Origin of the sequence: Metabacillus kandeliae (assembly GCF_021166585.1) — a bacterium.
In the GTDB taxonomy this organism is placed as follows: Bacteria; Bacillota; Bacilli; order Bacillales; family Bacillaceae; genus Metabacillus_B; species Metabacillus_B kandeliae.
In genome coordinates this window covers 259,731-276,395 of the sequence record NZ_JAJOZE010000004.1, presented here as the reverse complement: position 1 = coordinate 276,395, position 16,665 = coordinate 259,731, and the positions used below count along the sequence as shown (strand labels likewise).

General features: G+C 44.3%; 14 protein-coding genes. 6 read left to right on the top strand and 8 right to left on the bottom strand.

Annotation, left to right across the window (positions count from 1 at the left end):
- The first annotated feature begins 73 nt into the window (after nucleotides 1-73).
- From LRR81_RS12385 to LRR81_RS12370, 4 genes are all read left to right on the top strand, one after another.
- Nucleotides 74-1,258, top strand: a complete 1,185-nt coding sequence (locus tag LRR81_RS12385; RefSeq protein WP_231789683.1) for a galactokinase — start codon at nucleotides 74-76, stop codon at nucleotides 1,256-1,258.
- Entirely contained in the window at nucleotides 1,258-2,241 is a 984-nt protein-coding gene (galE, locus tag LRR81_RS12380) for a UDP-glucose 4-epimerase GalE (RefSeq protein ID WP_231789682.1), read from the top strand. Before LRR81_RS12385 ends, galE begins: the two co-directional genes overlap by 1 nt.
- Nucleotides 2,242-2,261: 20 nt before the next feature.
- Entirely contained in the window at nucleotides 2,262-3,779 is a 1,518-nt protein-coding gene (galT, locus tag LRR81_RS12375; protein WP_231789681.1) for a UDP-glucose--hexose-1-phosphate uridylyltransferase, read from the top strand.
- Nucleotides 3,780-3,942: 163 nt separating this feature from the next.
- Nucleotides 3,943-4,284 carry a YmaF family protein gene (locus tag LRR81_RS12370; RefSeq protein ID WP_231789680.1) on the top strand — a complete coding sequence of 114 codons (342 nt, stop codon included), beginning with the start codon at nucleotides 3,943-3,945 and terminating at the stop codon, nucleotides 4,282-4,284.
- A gap of 45 nt (nucleotides 4,285-4,329) precedes the next feature.
- Here LRR81_RS12370 and LRR81_RS12365 read toward each other — a convergent pair whose 3' ends face one another.
- The gene (locus LRR81_RS12365) at nucleotides 4,330-5,283 is read right to left on the bottom strand and encodes an aldo/keto reductase family protein (protein ID WP_231789679.1); all 954 of its coding nucleotides are present in this window, start codon (nucleotides 5,281-5,283) and stop codon (nucleotides 4,330-4,332) included.
- Nucleotides 5,284-5,468: 185 nt separating this feature from the next.
- Between LRR81_RS12365 and LRR81_RS12360 the strand changes: the two genes are divergently transcribed.
- Nucleotides 5,469-5,783: a winged helix-turn-helix transcriptional regulator gene (locus LRR81_RS12360; RefSeq protein WP_231789678.1), complete on the top strand. Its 315-nt coding sequence runs from the start codon at nucleotides 5,469-5,471 to the stop codon at nucleotides 5,781-5,783.
- 115 nt (nucleotides 5,784-5,898) lie between these two features.
- Here LRR81_RS12360 and gntK read toward each other — a convergent pair whose 3' ends face one another.
- The 7 genes from gntK to zwf all read right to left on the bottom strand — a co-directional run bounded on the left by gntK (nucleotide 5,899) and on the right by zwf (nucleotide 15,825).
- The gene (gene gntK, locus LRR81_RS12355) at nucleotides 5,899-7,437 is read right to left on the bottom strand and encodes a gluconokinase (RefSeq protein ID WP_231789677.1); all 1,539 of its coding nucleotides are present in this window, start codon (nucleotides 7,435-7,437) and stop codon (nucleotides 5,899-5,901) included.
- A 171-nt stretch (nucleotides 7,438-7,608) separates the two neighbouring features.
- Complete coding sequence (locus LRR81_RS12350) at nucleotides 7,609-8,934, bottom strand: GntT/GntP/DsdX family permease (protein WP_231789676.1); 1,326 nt, start codon at nucleotides 8,932-8,934, stop codon at nucleotides 7,609-7,611.
- A 149-nt stretch (nucleotides 8,935-9,083) separates the two neighbouring features.
- Nucleotides 9,084-10,421 carry a glucose-6-phosphate isomerase gene (locus LRR81_RS12345; RefSeq protein ID WP_231789675.1) on the bottom strand — a complete coding sequence of 446 codons (1,338 nt, stop codon included), beginning with the start codon at nucleotides 10,419-10,421 and terminating at the stop codon, nucleotides 9,084-9,086.
- A 151-nt stretch (nucleotides 10,422-10,572) separates the two neighbouring features.
- Nucleotides 10,573-11,241, bottom strand: a complete 669-nt coding sequence (gene fsa / locus LRR81_RS12340) for a fructose-6-phosphate aldolase (RefSeq protein WP_231789674.1) — start codon at nucleotides 11,239-11,241, stop codon at nucleotides 10,573-10,575.
- A 57-nt stretch (nucleotides 11,242-11,298) separates the two neighbouring features.
- A complete protein-coding gene (gnd, locus tag LRR81_RS12335) occupies nucleotides 11,299-12,192 on the bottom strand; it encodes a phosphogluconate dehydrogenase (NAD(+)-dependent, decarboxylating) (protein ID WP_231789673.1) in 894 nt (297 codons plus the stop codon).
- Nucleotides 12,193-12,283: 91 nt separating this feature from the next.
- Nucleotides 12,284-14,296 carry a transketolase gene (gene tkt, locus LRR81_RS12330; protein ID WP_231789672.1) on the bottom strand — a complete coding sequence of 671 codons (2,013 nt, stop codon included), beginning with the start codon at nucleotides 14,294-14,296 and terminating at the stop codon, nucleotides 12,284-12,286.
- A 26-nt stretch (nucleotides 14,297-14,322) separates the two neighbouring features.
- Nucleotides 14,323-15,825, bottom strand: a complete 1,503-nt coding sequence (gene zwf / locus LRR81_RS12325) for a glucose-6-phosphate dehydrogenase (protein ID WP_231789671.1) — start codon at nucleotides 15,823-15,825, stop codon at nucleotides 14,323-14,325.
- Nucleotides 15,826-16,293: 468 nt separating this feature from the next.
- Between zwf and LRR81_RS12320 the strand changes: the two genes are divergently transcribed.
- Entirely contained in the window at nucleotides 16,294-16,614 is a 321-nt protein-coding gene (locus LRR81_RS12320; RefSeq protein WP_231789670.1) for a winged helix-turn-helix transcriptional regulator, read from the top strand.
- Nucleotides 16,615-16,665: the final 51 nt, after the last annotated feature.

The following is a 16,665-nucleotide window of genomic DNA, read 5'->3' as shown; positions in this document are numbered from 1 at the left end:
ACAATAAAAGTGGCAGCTGATACCGTTTTCAGCTTGATAAATACTTTGAAATGAATTGCAGGTGATTGGAAAGATGAGTCAGGATCTTAAAAATTCCTTTCAGACCATTTTTGACACATCCGGCAGCCCGAGAACATTTTTTGCTCCAGGCCGCGTTAACTTAATCGGCGAGCATACAGATTATAATGGCGGCCATGTTTTCCCATGTGCTTTAAGCATCGGCACCTACGCCCTTGCAGAAGAAAGAGAAGACCGGAAGTTCCGCATGTACTCCCTGAATTTTGAAAACAAAGGCGTGATTGAATTCAGTCTTGATGACCTTTCTTATGAAGAAGCGCATGATTGGGCCAACTATCCAAAAGGCGTGATAAAAGAATTTGCAGACAGAGGCATTTCTATCAAGAAAGGCATGAATGTCCTCTTTTATGGAAACATCCCAAATGGGGCAGGGCTTTCCTCATCTGCCTCTATCGAGCTTGCTTCAGCTGTTTTAGTGAATGCTTTCACAAATGCTGATCTTCCAATGATCGAGATGGTGAAGCTGAGCCAGCATGCAGAAAACGAATATATTGGCGTTAAAAGCGGGATTATGGACCAGTTCGCCATTGGCATGGGAAAAGATCAGGCAGCTGTTCTCTTAAACTGCCAGACTCTCGAGTATCAATACAGCCCGCTTGAACTGCCGTACTCTGTTATTGTTATTGCCAATACAAATAAAAGAAGAACGCTCGCTGACTCTAAGTACAATGAGCGCAGAGAAGAATGCGAAAGAGCGCTGAAACAGCTTCAAAGCGAGTTATCCATAGAATACCTTGGAGATTTGTCAGAAGAAGCCTTCTTACAGCACCAGCATCTGATTACAAACGAAACTGACAGAAAGCGGGCAAGGCACGCTGTCCTGGAAAACCAGCGGACTATTAAAGCGGTGCAGCTGTTGAGAGCCGGCGATATGGAAGGTTTCGGAAAGCTCATGAATGAATCCCATATTTCGCTTCGGGATGATTATGAAGTAACAGGTGAAGAGCTTGATGCCATGGCTGAAGCAGCCTGGAACGAAGAAGGCGTTATCGGTTCCAGAATGACCGGAGCCGGGTTCGGCGGATGCACGGTCAGTATTGTAAAAAAGAGCGCTGTTCCCTCTTTTCTTGAAAACGTCAAAAAACAATACAAGAAAAAAACAGCGCTGGAACCTGAGTTTTATGTCGTAGAAGTCGGCAGCGGTGCCAGAGAATTAACCGATGATATGGAGGAATTATAATGGCGATTTTAGTATGCGGCGGTGCAGGTTATATTGGAAGTCATGCGGTTTCGGAATTATTGGATAGAGGCGAAGAAGTGGTGGTAGCAGACAACCTGCAAAAAGGGCATGCTGAAGCCGTTCTTGAAGGCGCGAAGCACTATGCAGGCGACCTTCGCGATGAAGCTTTTTTAAATAAGATTTTCACAGAAAACAAAATTGAAGCCGTTATGCACTTTGCAGCAGACTCGCTCGTCGGCGAAAGTGTTGAAGTGCCGCTTCAATATTATGATAACAACGTCTACGGCGCCCTTCAGCTTTTAAAAGCAATGGTCAGCCACGATGTGAAAAAAATTGTATTCTCATCAACAGCGGCAGCTTATGGCGAGCCTAAAAACGTCCCGATCCTTGAAACAGATCCGACAGAGCCGACAAATCCATACGGCGAAACAAAGCTTGCCATTGAAAAAATGCTGAAGTGGTCTGAACAGGCTTACGGGTTAAAATATACGGTGCTTCGTTATTTCAATGTGGCCGGAGCTCATATGGAAGGCAAGCTTGGCGAAGACCACAGTCCAGAAACACACTTAATTCCCATCATCCTTCAGGTTGCTCTCGGCCAAAGAGAAAAGATCATGATTTTCGGTGATGACTACGATACGCACGACGGCACATGCATTCGCGATTACATTCATGTCACGGATCTTGCAGACGCTCATGTTCTCGCTCTTGAAAAGCTGCGCAGAGAAAACGAAAGCGGCACTTACAATCTTGGAAACGGAAATGGCTTTACAGTAAAAGAAGTGATTGATACTGCCCGCAAAGTAACAGGCCACAGCATCCCGGCTGAAGTGGCTCCGCGCCGTGCAGGAGATCCTGCTAAGCTTGTGGCTTCATCTGAAAAAGCCATGAAAGAGCTTGGCTGGAAACCGAAGTACGCAAGTCTTGATCAAATGATTGAAAGTGCCTGGAACTGGTTCCAGAAACATCCGAACGGATACTAAGACCTGGGGAGGGATAAAGGATGACAATTTATCAGCAGCTGGAAGAATTGGTGCAATACGGTCTTGATAAAGGGCTGATAACAGAATGGGACAAAGATCTTGCCCGCAACAAACTGCTGGAAGCTCTCCATTTGGACGATGCAGACGAACAATACAAAGCAGGACAGAAGCACGAAACACCTGTTGCAATCCTTGAACAAATCCTAGACTGGGCAGCAGAGAACGGTCTGCTCGAAGAAAATACTGTAACCTACAGAGACCTTCTTGATACAAAGCTGATGGGATGCCTGACACCTTCCCAAACTGAGGTAATTCGTTCTTTCAGAGAAACAGCTTACAACCATTCAATCAAACAGGCAACAAATCATTTTTATCAATTTTCACAGGATGTTCATTATATCAGAACCGACAGAATTGCGAAAAACCAGCATTGGTACGCGGACACAGAGTATGGGGACTTGGAAATCACCATTAACCTTTCCAAGCCTGAAAAAGACCCAATAGCGATCGCAGCAGCACGAAACCTGAAAGAAAGCTCTTATCCAAAGTGCCTTCTCTGCAAAGAAAATGTCGGCTTTAAAGGGCGGGTTAACCATCCTGCCAGGCAGAATCATAGAATCATTCCTGTAACCCTGAACCAAGAGCGATGGTATTTGCAGTATTCTCCATATGTTTATTACAACGAACACAGCATCATCCTTGCCGAGGAGCACAGGCCGATGAAGATCAGCCGTGATACGTTTATCAGCCTGCTCGACTTTACGGAAGAGTTTCCGCACTATTTTCTTGGTTCAAATGCAGACCTGCCGATTGTGGGCGGCTCCATTTTAAGCCATGATCACTTCCAGGGCGGTCATCACGAATTTCCGATGGCGAAAGCAGAAATCGAAACCGAGTTTTCCTTCACTTCTTTCCCTGGCGTTAAAGCCGGCATCGTGAAATGGCCGATGTCTGTAATCAGATTGAACAGCAGAAAGAAGAGCGATTTAGTTGAGCTTGCCGAACACATTCTAACCACTTGGCGAAATTATTCAGACCCTGAAGCTGGCATACATGCGTATTCAGGTGAAGAGCCTCATAACACCATTACGCCAATTGCAAGACGAAGAGGCAATCTGTATGAACTGGACCTCGTTTTACGGAACAACCGGACAAGTGATGAGCATCCTATGGGTATTTTCCATCCGCATCAGGAGGTACACCACATTAAGAAGGAAAACATCGGCTTGATCGAAGTCATGGGACTTGCCGTTCTTCCCGGGCGTCTGACAGAGGAAATGCTGGAGCTTTCTGAAGTGCTTCCGAGTGAGGCTGCCGAAGAGGCAATAAAAAGCAATCTGGTGATCGAAAAGCATCTGGCATGGGCGCTTACAATCAAAGAAGAACATCCTGAATTGAATGAAGAAAACGCCTACAGCATTATCCAGAAAGAGCTTGGCAATGTGTTTGCCATTATTTTAGAGCATGCCGGTGTATACAAGCGGAATGATGCAGGCCGCGAAGCCTTCAGCCGCTTTATTGAGGAGATTACTGCCTGATTTAAATTAGCTAAAACCGGCCCTTTAATAATTCAGGGGCCGGTTTTTTGGTCGTTCGCCGATATAATCTGCAGTTCAATTCATCGTACCCATCCCTTCAGAGATTCTAATCGATCCATTCGCAAAATATACTGTATGGGATTCTTTTTAAAGGAGGAGCAGCATGAATAACAAGATTGGCAAAGATGATTTTGTGCAGGGCTTTGTGCCGAACCATACTCATGGCTCTGTGGATTATACTTCTGTTGCAGACGGCCATGTGCACCAATGCCTGGATGTTACGCATCCGCCAACAAGAACGAATGACGGCAGCCATGTGCATTATACGGAAGGCTATGTGGTATTTGAAGATGGACATACACATTACTACAAAGCTTATTCCGGTCCTGCCATCCCTGTTGGAAACGGCATGCACGTTCATTATTATGATTTTTATACAACGGAAAATGACAGCCACAGGCATCGGGTAAAAGGTGTGGATCAGCCAGCTCCCGGCACTGAATAAGGAAGTTCTTAAAAAAGGGGGCCTCCTCTGCCCCCCCTCTCCCCTTTACTCTCCAGTAAGCACTGTTTCAATCCGTTCAACTAGCTCCTCAGTCATCAGAATCTCGACTGCACGGGCATTTTCTTCGATCTGTTCAGGCTTGGTCGCGCCCACAAGCGCACTGGCTACATTCTCCTGACGGAGGATCCAGGCAATCGCAAGCTGGGACAGTTTTACGTCCATTTCGTTTGCAATTCCCTCAAGTTTTGCAACTTTTCCTAAAATCTCATCATTTAAGTAGCGGTTCATATGAGTGTTGGATTTAGGATCTGCAGCACGGCTGCCTTCAGGAAGCGTTTTGCCTGCTTTGTATTTCCCTGTCAGAATTCCTTGTGCCAGCGGTGAGAAGACGATTTGGCCGATGCCGTTTTCTATTGAGACAGGAATGACATCCTTTTCAATATAACGGTCGAGCATGTTATAAATCGGCTGATTGACGACAATGCGGTCGAGCAGATATTTGTCAGCTGTGCCGATTCCTTTCTCAATTTGGCGGGCAGTCCATTCGCTTACACCGGCATATAGGATTTTGCCCTGCCTGATCATATCGTCGATTGTGCGGAGTGTTTCATCAATCGGTGTTTCAGGATCAAATCGGTGACAATAATAAATGTCCAAATAATCATGCCCGAGTCGGTTTAAAGTCGCGTGCAGCTGTTCAAATACGTGCTTTCTGGACAATCCTCTGTCATTGACTCCATCGCCCATCGGCCAGAATACCTTTGAGGCAAGCACATAAGATTCTCTAGGATATTTCCTTAAAGCTTCCCCGACAATTTTTTCTGCTTCCCCTCTTGCATACACATTGGCTGTGTCAAAAGAATTTATCCCCAGCTCATACGCTGTTTCAATCACGCTGAACGCTTGTTCTTTTTCAGTGGAATTTCCGTATGTAAGCCAGCTGCCGAGGCTGATTTCACTGACTTTTAATCCTGTTCTCCCGAGTTTGCGGTATTTCATTTTCTTCCTCCTAAAAAGTAGTTAACAAAAAAAGTATAGGATAGATGAAAGCATTTTCATATTAATTTGCTTATTCATGAATATTCTAACAATATTCACATTTTCAGCTTGATTGTAATCGCTTTCTTGGTTACAATAAATACACAAGGTATTTTTCGGTTAACTCAAAAAGGGGATGTGTGAAAATGTTAGAGCGTCAAGAACTGGAGTCATGCGTTGAACGAAGCTTCGAGATTATCGGGAAAAGATGGACTGGTTTAATCATTTATGTGCTGTCAGAAGGTCCAAAGCGCTTTAGCGAAATTCATAAAATGATCCCTGATTTGAGCAAGCGGATGCTCACTGAACGGATGAAGGAACTGGAAGAGCATGGCATTGTAGTCCGCTACGTTATTGCCGAAAGACCGATTCGGACAGAATATCTGCTCACCAAAAAAGGTGCAGCACTCGGGAATATATTAGGCCCCATTAAGCAGTGGGCTGTTAGTTATATGCAATAAACTAGAAAAGCGGAAGCCGCTCGTTCAGCCCCTAGAAACACTGGAGCTGGAGATCTAAATACATTCATAAATTCTGATCCTATGAAAAAAAGACCCTTCGCAAAGGGTCTTTTTTTCATACATGCTTTTTCTGAAAATCAGCAATGGCTTCATATTCTTCCTTTAGAAGACGGGAAAGCCTGATATAAATTGGGGCCAGTTCTTTATAGATCTCGACTGTTTTTTCATGCGGCTTGTGCTTATGTGTGGCACCTACCATGTCTGATACAACATTCAGTGAATCAACTTCTCCAAGCCCGTAAAGGCCAAGGATAACGGCACCAAGGCAGGAGCTTTCAAAGCTTTCCGGCACACTGATATCCTGATGGAAAATGTCCGCCATCATTTGGCGCCAAAGCGGTGATCTGGCAAATCCGCCTGTTGCCTGGATTTTTTTCGGTTCGCCAATCAATTCTTTCAATGCAAGCAGCACGGTGTAAAGGTTAAAAATAACGCCTTCCAGCACCGCTCTGATTAAATGTTCTTTTCGGTGGTGAAGCCCAAGGCCGAAAAAGGAGCCTCTTGCATTGGAATCCCAAAGCGGCGCTCTTTCCCCTGCCATGTAAGGATGGAATAGCAATCCGTCAGATCCTGCTTTAACTTTAGACGCAATTTCGGTCAAAATTTCATAAGGATCTCTTCCAAGTCTTTTAGCTGCTTCTACTTCAGAAGCCCCAAGCTCTTCTTTTGCCCAGCGGAAAATCATTCCCCCGTTATTAACAGGACCGCCGATGACCCAATGATTTTCTGTCAGAGCATAGCAGAAGATTCGGCCTTTCGGATCTGTGACAGGCTTATCTGTCACAGCGCGGATGGCGCCGCTGGTGCCGATTGTGACCGCTACTTCTCCTTTTCCGATGGCGTTTACTCCAAGGTTTGAAAGGACCCCGTCACTTGCTCCTGTTACGAACGGCGTTTCTGGCGGCAAGTTCATTTCTTTTGCATACTCTTCTTTAAGCCCTTGAAGGCTGTGAGTTGTCGGCACTGGTGTTGAAAGCTTGTCCTCTGTTACACCGGCAACAGTTAATGCCTCTTCGTCCCAGGCAAGGTTTTTCAAATTAAACATCCCTGTCGCTGAAGCGATTGAATAATCGATGACAAACTCACCAAACAGCTTATGGAAAATGTATTCTTTGATCGAAATAAATTTATGGGTTTTTTCGAAAATATCGCTCTTCTCGTTTTTCAGCCACAGAAGCTTGGAAAGCGGAGACATTGGATGAATCGGAGTGCCTGTTCTCAAATAAATCTCGTGGCCGTTCATTTCCTCTTTTATCTTCTTTGTCCATTCGGCACTTCTGTTATCTGCCCATGTGATGCACTGAGTCAGAGGCATCCCTGATTCATCCACTGCAATCACGCTGTGCATGGCAGAGCTGAAGGAAACGCATATGATATCAGCTGACTGAATGTCTGCTGTTTTAATTGTTTCTCTGATTGTTTCAACAACTGCCCTGAAAATCTGATCAGGATCCTGCTCTGCTGTTTCAGGCGTTGGCGAATGCAGCGGGTATTCTACTCCGTGCTTTGACAGCACTGTTCCATCTGTTTTAAACAGGACTGATTTTGTACTTGTCGTCCCGATGTCAACCCCAATGGCATATTTCTGAGTCATCTCGATTTCCTCCTTCATAAGAAAAGCGCAAGCTCTATGAGTCTTCTGCCCGGCGCCGAACATGCTAAGTAATCATTTATTTTCTTTCCATAATTTATACAGAGAAAGAAGCTCAAAGCATTCTTTGAGCTCTCCCTCTGATATCATAACACGATCATGATGGTAAAACTATTAGACAAAAAGGCTCAGCAGGAGTGCTCCTCCAAAGGCAATAAATGAAAGCAGCGTCTCAAGCACTGTCCATGTTTTAAAGGTTTCTTTCACTGTCAGGCCAAGATATTCTTTCACCATCCAGAACCCAGCGTCATTTACATGGGAGAACATGAGTGATCCCGCTCCTGTTGCTATAACGAGCAGTTCAAGGTTAACACCTGTCATCTTAGCTGCAACAGGCGCTACAATGCCAGCAGCAGTTGTTAAGGCAACCGTTGCCGAACCAGTTGCAATCCGGATCAGTCCAGCGATCAAAAACGCCAGCACAAGCGGTGAAAGTGACATCTGTTCAGACAAGCCGGCGATGACATCCCCCACACCGCTGTCAATCAGGATTTGCTTAAATCCTCCGCCCGCTCCGATGATCAGAATAATGGAACCGACAGGAAGAATGCACTCTTCTGTCATTTTTTTCAACTGGTTTTTGTCCATTCCCTGACGGATGCCAAGGAAGTAATAAGCGGCAAAAACAGAAATGAAAAGAGCAATGACAGGGCTCCCTATAAAGGCAAATACTTTTTGCAGGCCTTCCGGAAATGGCACATAAGGCGCAGCTGCTGCCAAAATCATTAAAATGACAGGCAGAAGAATGGTAAGAAAAGAGATTCCCGTACCAGGCAGGCTTTTCTTGTTTGTGTTAATCCTGATCAGTTCAGGTTCGCCCTCTGGCACCACCCGCTTATGTATCCACTTGGCAAACAATGGACCGGCGATAATGGATGTTGGTATGGCGATAATTAAACTGTAGAGCAGCACATGGCCAAGGTTTGCTTTGTAAATCCCAATAGCAGCAAGTGCGCCGGGATGCGGCGGCACAAGGCCATGAACGATGGAAAGCCCGGCAATAACCGGCAGGGCGATCAGCAGAATATTTTGTTTGGAGGATTTTTGAATGGAAATCACAAGCGGTAAAAGAATGAGAATCCCGACTTCAAAAAAGACCGGTATGCCGATGATAAACCCTGAAATCAGCATCGCCCAAGGTAATTTTTTAACTCCGAAAACCTTTACAAAAAAGTCTGCAACTTGCATGCCGGCTCCGGAATCTGCCATCATTTTCCCAAGAATCGTTCCGAGTGCAAGAATTCCGACAAGATGCCCAAGCACGCCTCCGACTCCCGTTTCATAGGCCGTTGCTATTTTATCAAGAGACATGCCGGCGAGGAGGGCTAAAAATAGACTCGCTGCAAGCAGACTGATAAACGCATGCCATTTAAAAACGGAAACTCCGACGATGACAAGCGCGATCGCGGCAACTGTGATGATCAGCAAATAAGCATCCATGATGATCCCCCTTTACTTTGTAATCCCTTGCATTTTTCTCCATGCATTAGGGTTAATAACAATGCTGTTAATTTTATAATCAAATAAAAAGAAAAATCCCTTTGCCTGCAACCTATTAAGGAATCCGGCAAAGGGATTCAAGATAAGGCTTATTCAGAAAGACGCTTTGTCAGCTCTTCTTTTTCTGCTTCATATCCAGGTTTGCCAAGAAGGGCAAACATGTTTTTCTTGTATGCTTCTACTCCCGGCTGGTCAAATGGGTTAACGCCCATCAGCAATCCGGAAATACCGCATGCTTTTTCGAAGAAGTAAACCATTTCACCAAAATTGTATTCATTTAATTCGTCCAGTTCAACCACCATGTTCGGCACTTGGCCGTCAACGTGGGCAAGAACTGTTCCCTGGAACGCTTTTTTGTTTACTTCATCCATTGTTTTGCCTGCAAGGAAGTTCAAACCGTCTGTGTTAGCCGGATCTTCCTGAATCGTTACTTCCACTTTCGGCTTTTTCACTTGAACAACTGTTTCAATCAGGTCGCGGCGGCCTTCTTGAACGTATTGTCCCATGGAGTGAAGGTCAGTTGAGAAATCAACAGAAGCAGGGAATAGTCCTTTATGGTCTTTACCTTCGCTCTCTCCGAACAGCTGTTTCCACCATTCAGACACATAGTGCAGCGCTGGTTCGTAGTTGACTAGCAGTTCAATTGTTTTCCCTTTGCGGTAAAGAGCATTTCGAACAGCTGCATACTGGTAGCTTTCGTTTGTTAGCAGATCAGAGTTGTTGTATTTGTCCTGAGCGGCACGTGCGCCTTCCATCATTTTATCGATATCAAGGCCTGCAGCAGCAATAGGAAGCAAACCGACAGCAGTCAGAACAGAATATCTTCCGCCAACATCATCAGGAATCACAAATGTTTCGTAGCCTTCTTCATCTGCTACTTGTTTCAATGCGCCTTTTGCTTTGTCTGTTGTCGCATAAATGCGGTTTTTTGCTTCTTCTTTGCCGTATTTTTTCTCCATGTATTCACGGAAAATACGGAATGCTACAGCCGGCTCAGTTGTAGTACCTGATTTAGAGATCACGTTCACACTGATATCCTTGCCTTCAAGCACTTCAAAAAGGTGAGAAATGTAAGTTGAGCTGATGTTTTGGCCGGCAAAATAGATTTCTGTGCTGCCGTCCATTTGGTTATGGAAGCTGTGGGAAAGGGAATCGATTGCTGCTCTTGCCCCTAGATAAGATCCTCCGATTCCGATGACAACAAGTGCATCAGAGTTGGAACGGATTCTTTCAGCTGCTTTTTTAATACGGTCAAATTCCTCTTTGTCATAATCAGTCGGAAGATCAACCCATCCAAGGAAGTCAGAACCTGGACCTTTTTTGCTATGAAGCATGTCATGTGCTGCTTTAACGTATTCAGTCAGATTGTCAACTTCTCCCTGATTCATGAAAGACAGCGTATTTTTGTAATTAAATGAAACAGTCATTTTGCATTCTCCTTTTTTAGCTATTTTTTTAAATATTTTAACACGTCCAAGGCATAAGAAAGGAGCGCCAGCCCTTTCCTCAGATGCTTTTAGGCATGAAGAACGATCTTTTCAGGGAAAGTGGCGCTCCTCTTTATGCTGGAGCTAAATATTATTTGTTAACAGCTTTTTCCCAATCTTGAGAGAATTTATCCATACCTTGATCAGTAAGGGGATGTTTAGTCAGCTGTTCAATAACTTTATAAGGCACTGTTGCAATGTGAGCGCCAGCCATAGCAACGCGAGTTACATGGTCAGGGTGGCGGACAGATGCAGCAATGATTTGCGCGTCAAGGCTGTGAACACGGAACAATTCAGCGATTTTAGCTACCAATTGCACGCCGTCTTCAGAGATATCATCCAAACGGCCAAGGAATGGAGACACATAAGTTGCGCCGGCACGAGCCGCAAGAAGCGCCTGGTTTACAGTGAAAATAAGAGTAACGTTTGTTTTAACGCCCTTTTTAGTCAGGTAACGGCAAGCTTCAAGACCTGCAATAGTCATTGGAAGTTTAACGGTGATTTTTTCATCTCCGCCGTTGATTTTGATCAATTCTTCTGCTTCTGCGATCATGTCTTCAGCAGTCAAAGCAACTGGAGTTACTTCAGCAGATACTGATTCGATGTCAGGTACAGCTTTGCAGATTTCTTCGATGCGGTCTTCGAATTTTACGCCTTCTTTAGCAACAAGAGAAGGGTTAGTTGTAACACCGGAAAGAACGCCAACTTTGTAAGCTTTTTTGATGTCATCCATGTTTGCAGTATCAATAAAGAATTTCATGATAAAACCTCCAAGTTAATTTTTGATCTATCAGTAAAGTTCAGGTTGAACTTTGCCTTATTTCTTTTCTACAGCATGTCCGCCGAATTCATTGCGAAGCGCAGCTACAACTTTGCCTGTGAACGTGTCATTTTCCATTGAACGGTAGCGCATGAGAAGTGACATAGCGATTACTGGTGTTGCAGCCTGCAGATCAAGAGCTGTTTCAACAGTCCACTTGCCTTCGCCTGAAGAATGCATAACGCCTCTGATTTCATCAAGCTTCGCATCTTTGGAGAATGCATTTTCAGTTAATTCCATCAGCCAAGAACGGATAACAGAACCGTTGTTCCATACTCTCGCTACTTTTTCGTAATCGTAGTTGAATTCGCTCTTTTCCAGAACTTCGAATCCTTCTCCGATTGCAGCCATCATACCGTACTCAATGCCGTTATGAACCATTTTCAGGAAATGTCCGCTTCCGGCAGGGCCAGCATAAAGGTAGCCGTTTTCTACAGCTGTGTCACGGAAGATCGGTTCAACGATTTCCCATGCTTCTTTGTCTCCGCCGATCATGTAGCAAGCACCGTTGCGAGCGCCTTCCATACCGCCGGAAGTACCGCAGTCCATAAACATGATGCCTTTTGCTTTAAGATCTTCGTAGCGGCGAAGAGATTCTTTATAATGAGAGTTTCCTGCTTCAACAATAATGTCGCCTTTTTCAAGGTAAGGGGAAACTTCAGCGATAACTGAATCAACCACACCGTGAGGAACCATGATCCATAGTACTCTTGGTGCTTCAAGAGACTCCGCAAGCTCCTTCAATGTTGAAGCGCCTGTTGCTCCTAAAGAAACCATTTGTTTCACTGCATCTGCATTCAAATCAAATGCTGCCACTTCGTGGTTGTTGTCCATAAGGTTCTGGCCAAGATTCAAGCCCATTTTTCCTAATCCGATTAAGCCAACTTTCATGTTGTTATGCCTCCTAAGTATAGTTCCAATAAAAATTTATCATGATGCTTTTCCCGGTTCAAATAACTTGTACCGGGAAAAGCAATTTTTGTTACTCGCCGATCAAGACTTCTTTCGCAACACGCACTACATTGTCCACTGTGAAACCGAAGAATTCCATTACTTCATTTCCTTTTCCTGAAGCACCGAACGTTTCAATGGACATGTTTCTTCCTTCAAAGCCTGTGAATTGCTGCCAGCCTTGAGAAATACCCATTTCAATTGTTACGCGTTTCAGTACGTTTTTCGGAAGAACAGCCTCTTTGTATTCTTTTGGCTGTGCTTCGAAAAGCTCACAGCTCGGCATTGCGACAACGCGGACAGAAACATTGTCTTTTTCAAGTTCTTTTCTCGCATCTTCTGCAAGAGAAACTTCAGAACCTGTCGCAATCAGAAGCAATTCTGGATTTTCATTTGTTTCAGAAAGAACATACGCGCCTTTGGAAAGAGCATCGATATTGTTCTTTGTCTGTTCGAACACAGGAAGGTTTTGTCTGCTTAGGACAAGCGCGATTGGACCTTCTGTCTGCTGAAGGGCATATGCCCATGCATTTGCTGTTTCGTTCGCATCACTTGGACGGATCACTGTCAGTCCTGGGATTGCGCGAAGTGCTGCAAGATGCTCAACAGGTTCATGTGTCGGGCCATCTTCGCCTACAGCAATGGAATCATGTGTGAACACATAGACTACAGGCAGATTTTGAATAGCTGCCAGACGGATGGACGGACGAAGGTAATCGTTAAACACAAAGAAAGTGCTGACGAAAGGCTTTACGCCGCCATGAAGAGCCATACCGTTTCCTGCGGCACCCATTGCATGCTCGCGTACACCAAAGTAAACGTTGCGTCCGGCATAGGATTCAACCGCGAACTTTGCTTCGCCTTTAATGTCTGTCATCGTAGAGCCGGACAGGTCTGCACTTCCTCCAAAGATGCCAGGCACAGTTTTGACGAAATGATTGATTGCTTGACCGCTCGCCACACGTGTGGAGACAGCTTTAGAAGAATCAAAAGTCAAAATGTCTTTTGCATCAATCAGAACTTTTCCTTCAATAGCATCTTTCAGTTCTTGAGCAAGCTCTGGATGGGCAGATTGATACTCAGCAAACAGTTTGTTCCATTCGTCTTCTTTTAGAGCGCCTTTTTTCTTCAGCTCTCCAAAATGTTCTTTTACTTCTTCAGGGACAAAGAAGTCTTCTTCGAACAGCCATTTGTAAGCAAGCTTAGTTGCTTTTGCTTCTTCAGCGCCAAGCGGAGCACCGTGAGCTTTGCTTGTTCCGGCTACTTTCGGGCTGCCGAAACCGATGATTGTTCTAACTTCGATAATTGTCGGCTGGTCTGTGTTGAGTTTCGCTTCTTCAATTGCTTTAGTAATATCCCCAACATTGTTGCCGTCTTCTACCTTCAAATATTGCCAATTAAAGGATTCAGCACGTTTTTGAATATTTTCGGAGAAGGAAAGGTTCAATTCACCGTCCAGAGAAATTTCATTGGAATCGTAAAGAACAACAAGTTTGCCGAGCTTCATGTGGCCAGCCATTGACATCGCTTCATATGCGACACCTTCCATCAAATCGCCGTCGCCTACAAGCGCATATGTGAAGTGGTCTACCACATCTTGTCCATCCTGATTAAATTTCGCTGCAAGGTGAGCTTCAGCCATTGCCATACCGACTGCCGTTGATACACCTTGTCCAAGAGGACCTGTAGTTGCTTCAACACCATCAGTATGGTGAACTTCCGGATGTCCAGGAGTCTTGCTGTTCAGCTGGCGGAAGCTTTTCAGATCTTCAATGGAAACATCATAGCCTGTTAAATGAAGCATGCTGTAAAGCAAACTTGACCCATGGCCCGCAGAAAGAACAAAGCGGTCGCGGTTAAACCAGTGGGAGTTTCCAGGATTGTGGTTCAAATGGTTTGCCCAAAGTGCGTATGTCATTGGAGCAGCACCCATCGGCAGGCCGGGATGTCCGGAGTTCGCTGCGTTTACTGCATCAATGGAAAGTGTTCGGATTGTGCTTACTGCTAAAGAATCGATGTCTATTGCTTCCAGGTTCTTAGTCATTCAGTACTTCCTCCTAAATTCTTCTCTTATACGTTCAATGCAATCGTTAAATCTTTTTGATCTTTTTTGTCAAGCCACCATCTGAAGCCATCTTCTTCAAGAAGATCATGTGCGGCTTTAGGACCGTAAGATCCAGAGGCATATTCATAAAGCGGAACAGTGTTGTCCGCGAACGAATCAAGAATTGGCTGAACCCATTTCCAGGCCAGCTCCACTTCATCCCAGTGTGCAAAGAAGGTACTGTCACCGCGCAAAGCATCAAAAATCAGGCGCTCATACGCTTCAGGCACATCATCATGCATTGCACGGAAATCGGCCTGAACGGGCTCAATTTTGTTATCCTTCAGCGGATTTTTGCTGTTCAGTCTGAAGGAAACACTCTCATTTGGATTAATTTCAATAACGAGAAGATTCGGTTCAGTCTGCTGATCCTGAAGATTGTAAAGTTCTTTTAATGGATTTTTGAATTCAATGACAATGCGGGTTGCTTTTTCTTTCATCCGTTTGCCTGTGCGGATATAAAATGGCACACCGCTCCAGAATTCATTATCAATCCAAAGCCTTGCAGCGATAAAGGTATCATTTTGAGATGTTTGCTCTATGCCTGGCTCTTCTTTATAGCTTACAGCCGGTTTCCCAAGAATTTCGCCGCTTCCATACTGGCCGCGGACAACTTGAGATGATACTTCTTCCTTATTAACAGGACGCAATGATTCCATGACCATTCTTTTCTCATCCCGAATATCCTGGGAGCTGATTTTCTTCGGCAGATGCATCGCTGTCATCATGAGCATTTGAAGCATATGATTTTGCACCATATCTCTTATTGCACCTGATGTATCATAATAGCCTGCACGCTCTTCAACGCCTACAATTTCACTGGCGGTAATTTGGACATTCGCAATGTACTGATTGTTCCAAAGAGCCTGCAGTACAGGATTTGCGAATTCCAAGGCTTCCAGATTCTGCACCATCGGTTTGCCGAGATAATGGTCGATGCGGTATATTTCATCCTCTTTAAATGCTTTGCTGAGCTTTTCATTCAGCTCGCGCGCGCTTGCCAGGTCATGACCAAATGGCTTTTCAATAATCAGGCGCTTCCAGCCTTCTGTATCTCCAAGCCCGCTTTCTTTTATATTCAATGCGATCACATCAAAAAATTCCGGGGCTACAGAAAGATAAAACATTCTGTTTTGCGGAAGTTTCAGTTCTTTTTCGCGCTGTTCAACCAATTGGCGGAGCGAATTAAAATCTTCAGGATTTCTTGCATCCAATGCGGAATATTGAAATGTCTGAAGGAATTTTTCTGTATCCGCTGACTCAGTGAATTTTCGGCGTGAAAAAGACATCAATGATTGCGCTACATAATGCTGAAATTCTGTATGAGTCATTTCGTTTCTGCCAAGGCCGATTATCGAGAAAGCTTCAGGCAGCTTTCCTTCCAGAAACAGGTTGTACAAAGCAGGATATATTTTTCTTTTTGCTAAGTCACCTGTACCGCCAAACAGAACAAAAGTCATGGATTCCATTTGTGTTCCTCCCTCTTGCTGAAATCTATTCTCCCTAAGAAAATCTTAAGGTGATTTTTATTATATAGGTTATATTACGTAACCTATCCTACTCCTCTTATTTTCATGAGTCAAGAGATTTGTGTACAAAATATGAACTGCTCATTTCCTTGTTCTGTCTGAGGCGGAATGCTTTTTTTCAGCGGATGCGAATTAGTATCACTCATTGCTCATAGTGAGTAATTGATAGAGGTTTCATCAAAAAAAGAGTATATCCTTTTTGGAAATTATGACATATCAAATTCCCTGCAGGACGAAATCTGCCATCCTAAATTGCCCTTTCACCATAATTTCTGCGTTTCGTAAATAAATGTTTACCTGGTTACTTTTTTTGTTATAATAACGGATAAACAAACTAACGAAATGATCAGATTTTGCTGTTTTAGGGAAAATGCTTTACATATACATTTGATGGAAGGGAGGACTAGCATGCCTGAGGAAACGAGCAAGCGGCCGCTTAGTGAAAAAATTGAGGACTCCTATCATTTTATCGGCAAAAAATGGATGGGACTGATCATCCATACTTTAATGGAAGAACCGAAAAGATTCAGTGAAATTCATGCATTTATTCCAAGCTTAAGCAAACGAATGCTGAATGAACGTATTAAAGAACTGGAGGATTACGGCATCGTGATCCGGAACGTCATTACAGACAGGCCTGTCAGAACGGAGTATTCTTTGACCAGAAAAGGCTATGAACTCGGCAAAGCTCTTCAGACGGTGGAAGACTGGGCGCTGAAATGGCTGTAAGGATCGCCCCGTTTTTAAAAGGAATTGATTAAAATCAATTCCTTTTTATTT

Bases quoted from the DNA above. Each gene is read 5' to 3' on its own strand.
- LRR81_RS12385 (WP_231789683.1), top strand. From the start codon at position 74: ATGAGTCAGGATCTTAAAAATTCCTTTCAGACCATTTTTGACACATCC.
- galE (WP_231789682.1), top strand. From the start codon at position 1,258: ATGGCGATTTTAGTATGCGGCGGTGCAGGTTATATTGGAAGTCATGCG.
- galT (WP_231789681.1), top strand. From the start codon at position 2,262: ATGACAATTTATCAGCAGCTGGAAGAATTGGTGCAATACGGTCTTGAT.
- LRR81_RS12370 (WP_231789680.1), top strand. From the start codon at position 3,943: ATGAATAACAAGATTGGCAAAGATGATTTTGTGCAGGGCTTTGTGCCG.
- LRR81_RS12365 (WP_231789679.1), bottom strand. From the start codon at position 5,283: ATGAAATACCGCAAACTCGGGAGAACAGGATTAAAAGTCAGTGAAATC.
- LRR81_RS12360 (WP_231789678.1), top strand. From the start codon at position 5,469: ATGTTAGAGCGTCAAGAACTGGAGTCATGCGTTGAACGAAGCTTCGAG.
- gntK (WP_231789677.1), bottom strand. From the start codon at position 7,437: ATGACTCAGAAATATGCCATTGGGGTTGACATCGGGACGACAAGTACA.
- LRR81_RS12350 (WP_231789676.1), bottom strand. From the start codon at position 8,934: ATGGATGCTTATTTGCTGATCATCACAGTTGCCGCGATCGCGCTTGTC.
- LRR81_RS12345 (WP_231789675.1), bottom strand. From the start codon at position 10,421: ATGACTGTTTCATTTAATTACAAAAATACGCTGTCTTTCATGAATCAG.
- fsa (WP_231789674.1), bottom strand. From the start codon at position 11,241: ATGAAATTCTTTATTGATACTGCAAACATGGATGACATCAAAAAAGCT.
- gnd (WP_231789673.1), bottom strand. From the start codon at position 12,192: ATGAAAGTTGGCTTAATCGGATTAGGAAAAATGGGCTTGAATCTTGGC.
- tkt (WP_231789672.1), bottom strand. From the start codon at position 14,296: ATGACTAAGAACCTGGAAGCAATAGACATCGATTCTTTAGCAGTAAGC.
- zwf (WP_231789671.1), bottom strand. From the start codon at position 15,825: ATGGAATCCATGACTTTTGTTCTGTTTGGCGGTACAGGTGACTTAGCA.
- LRR81_RS12320 (WP_231789670.1), top strand. From the start codon at position 16,294: ATGCCTGAGGAAACGAGCAAGCGGCCGCTTAGTGAAAAAATTGAGGAC.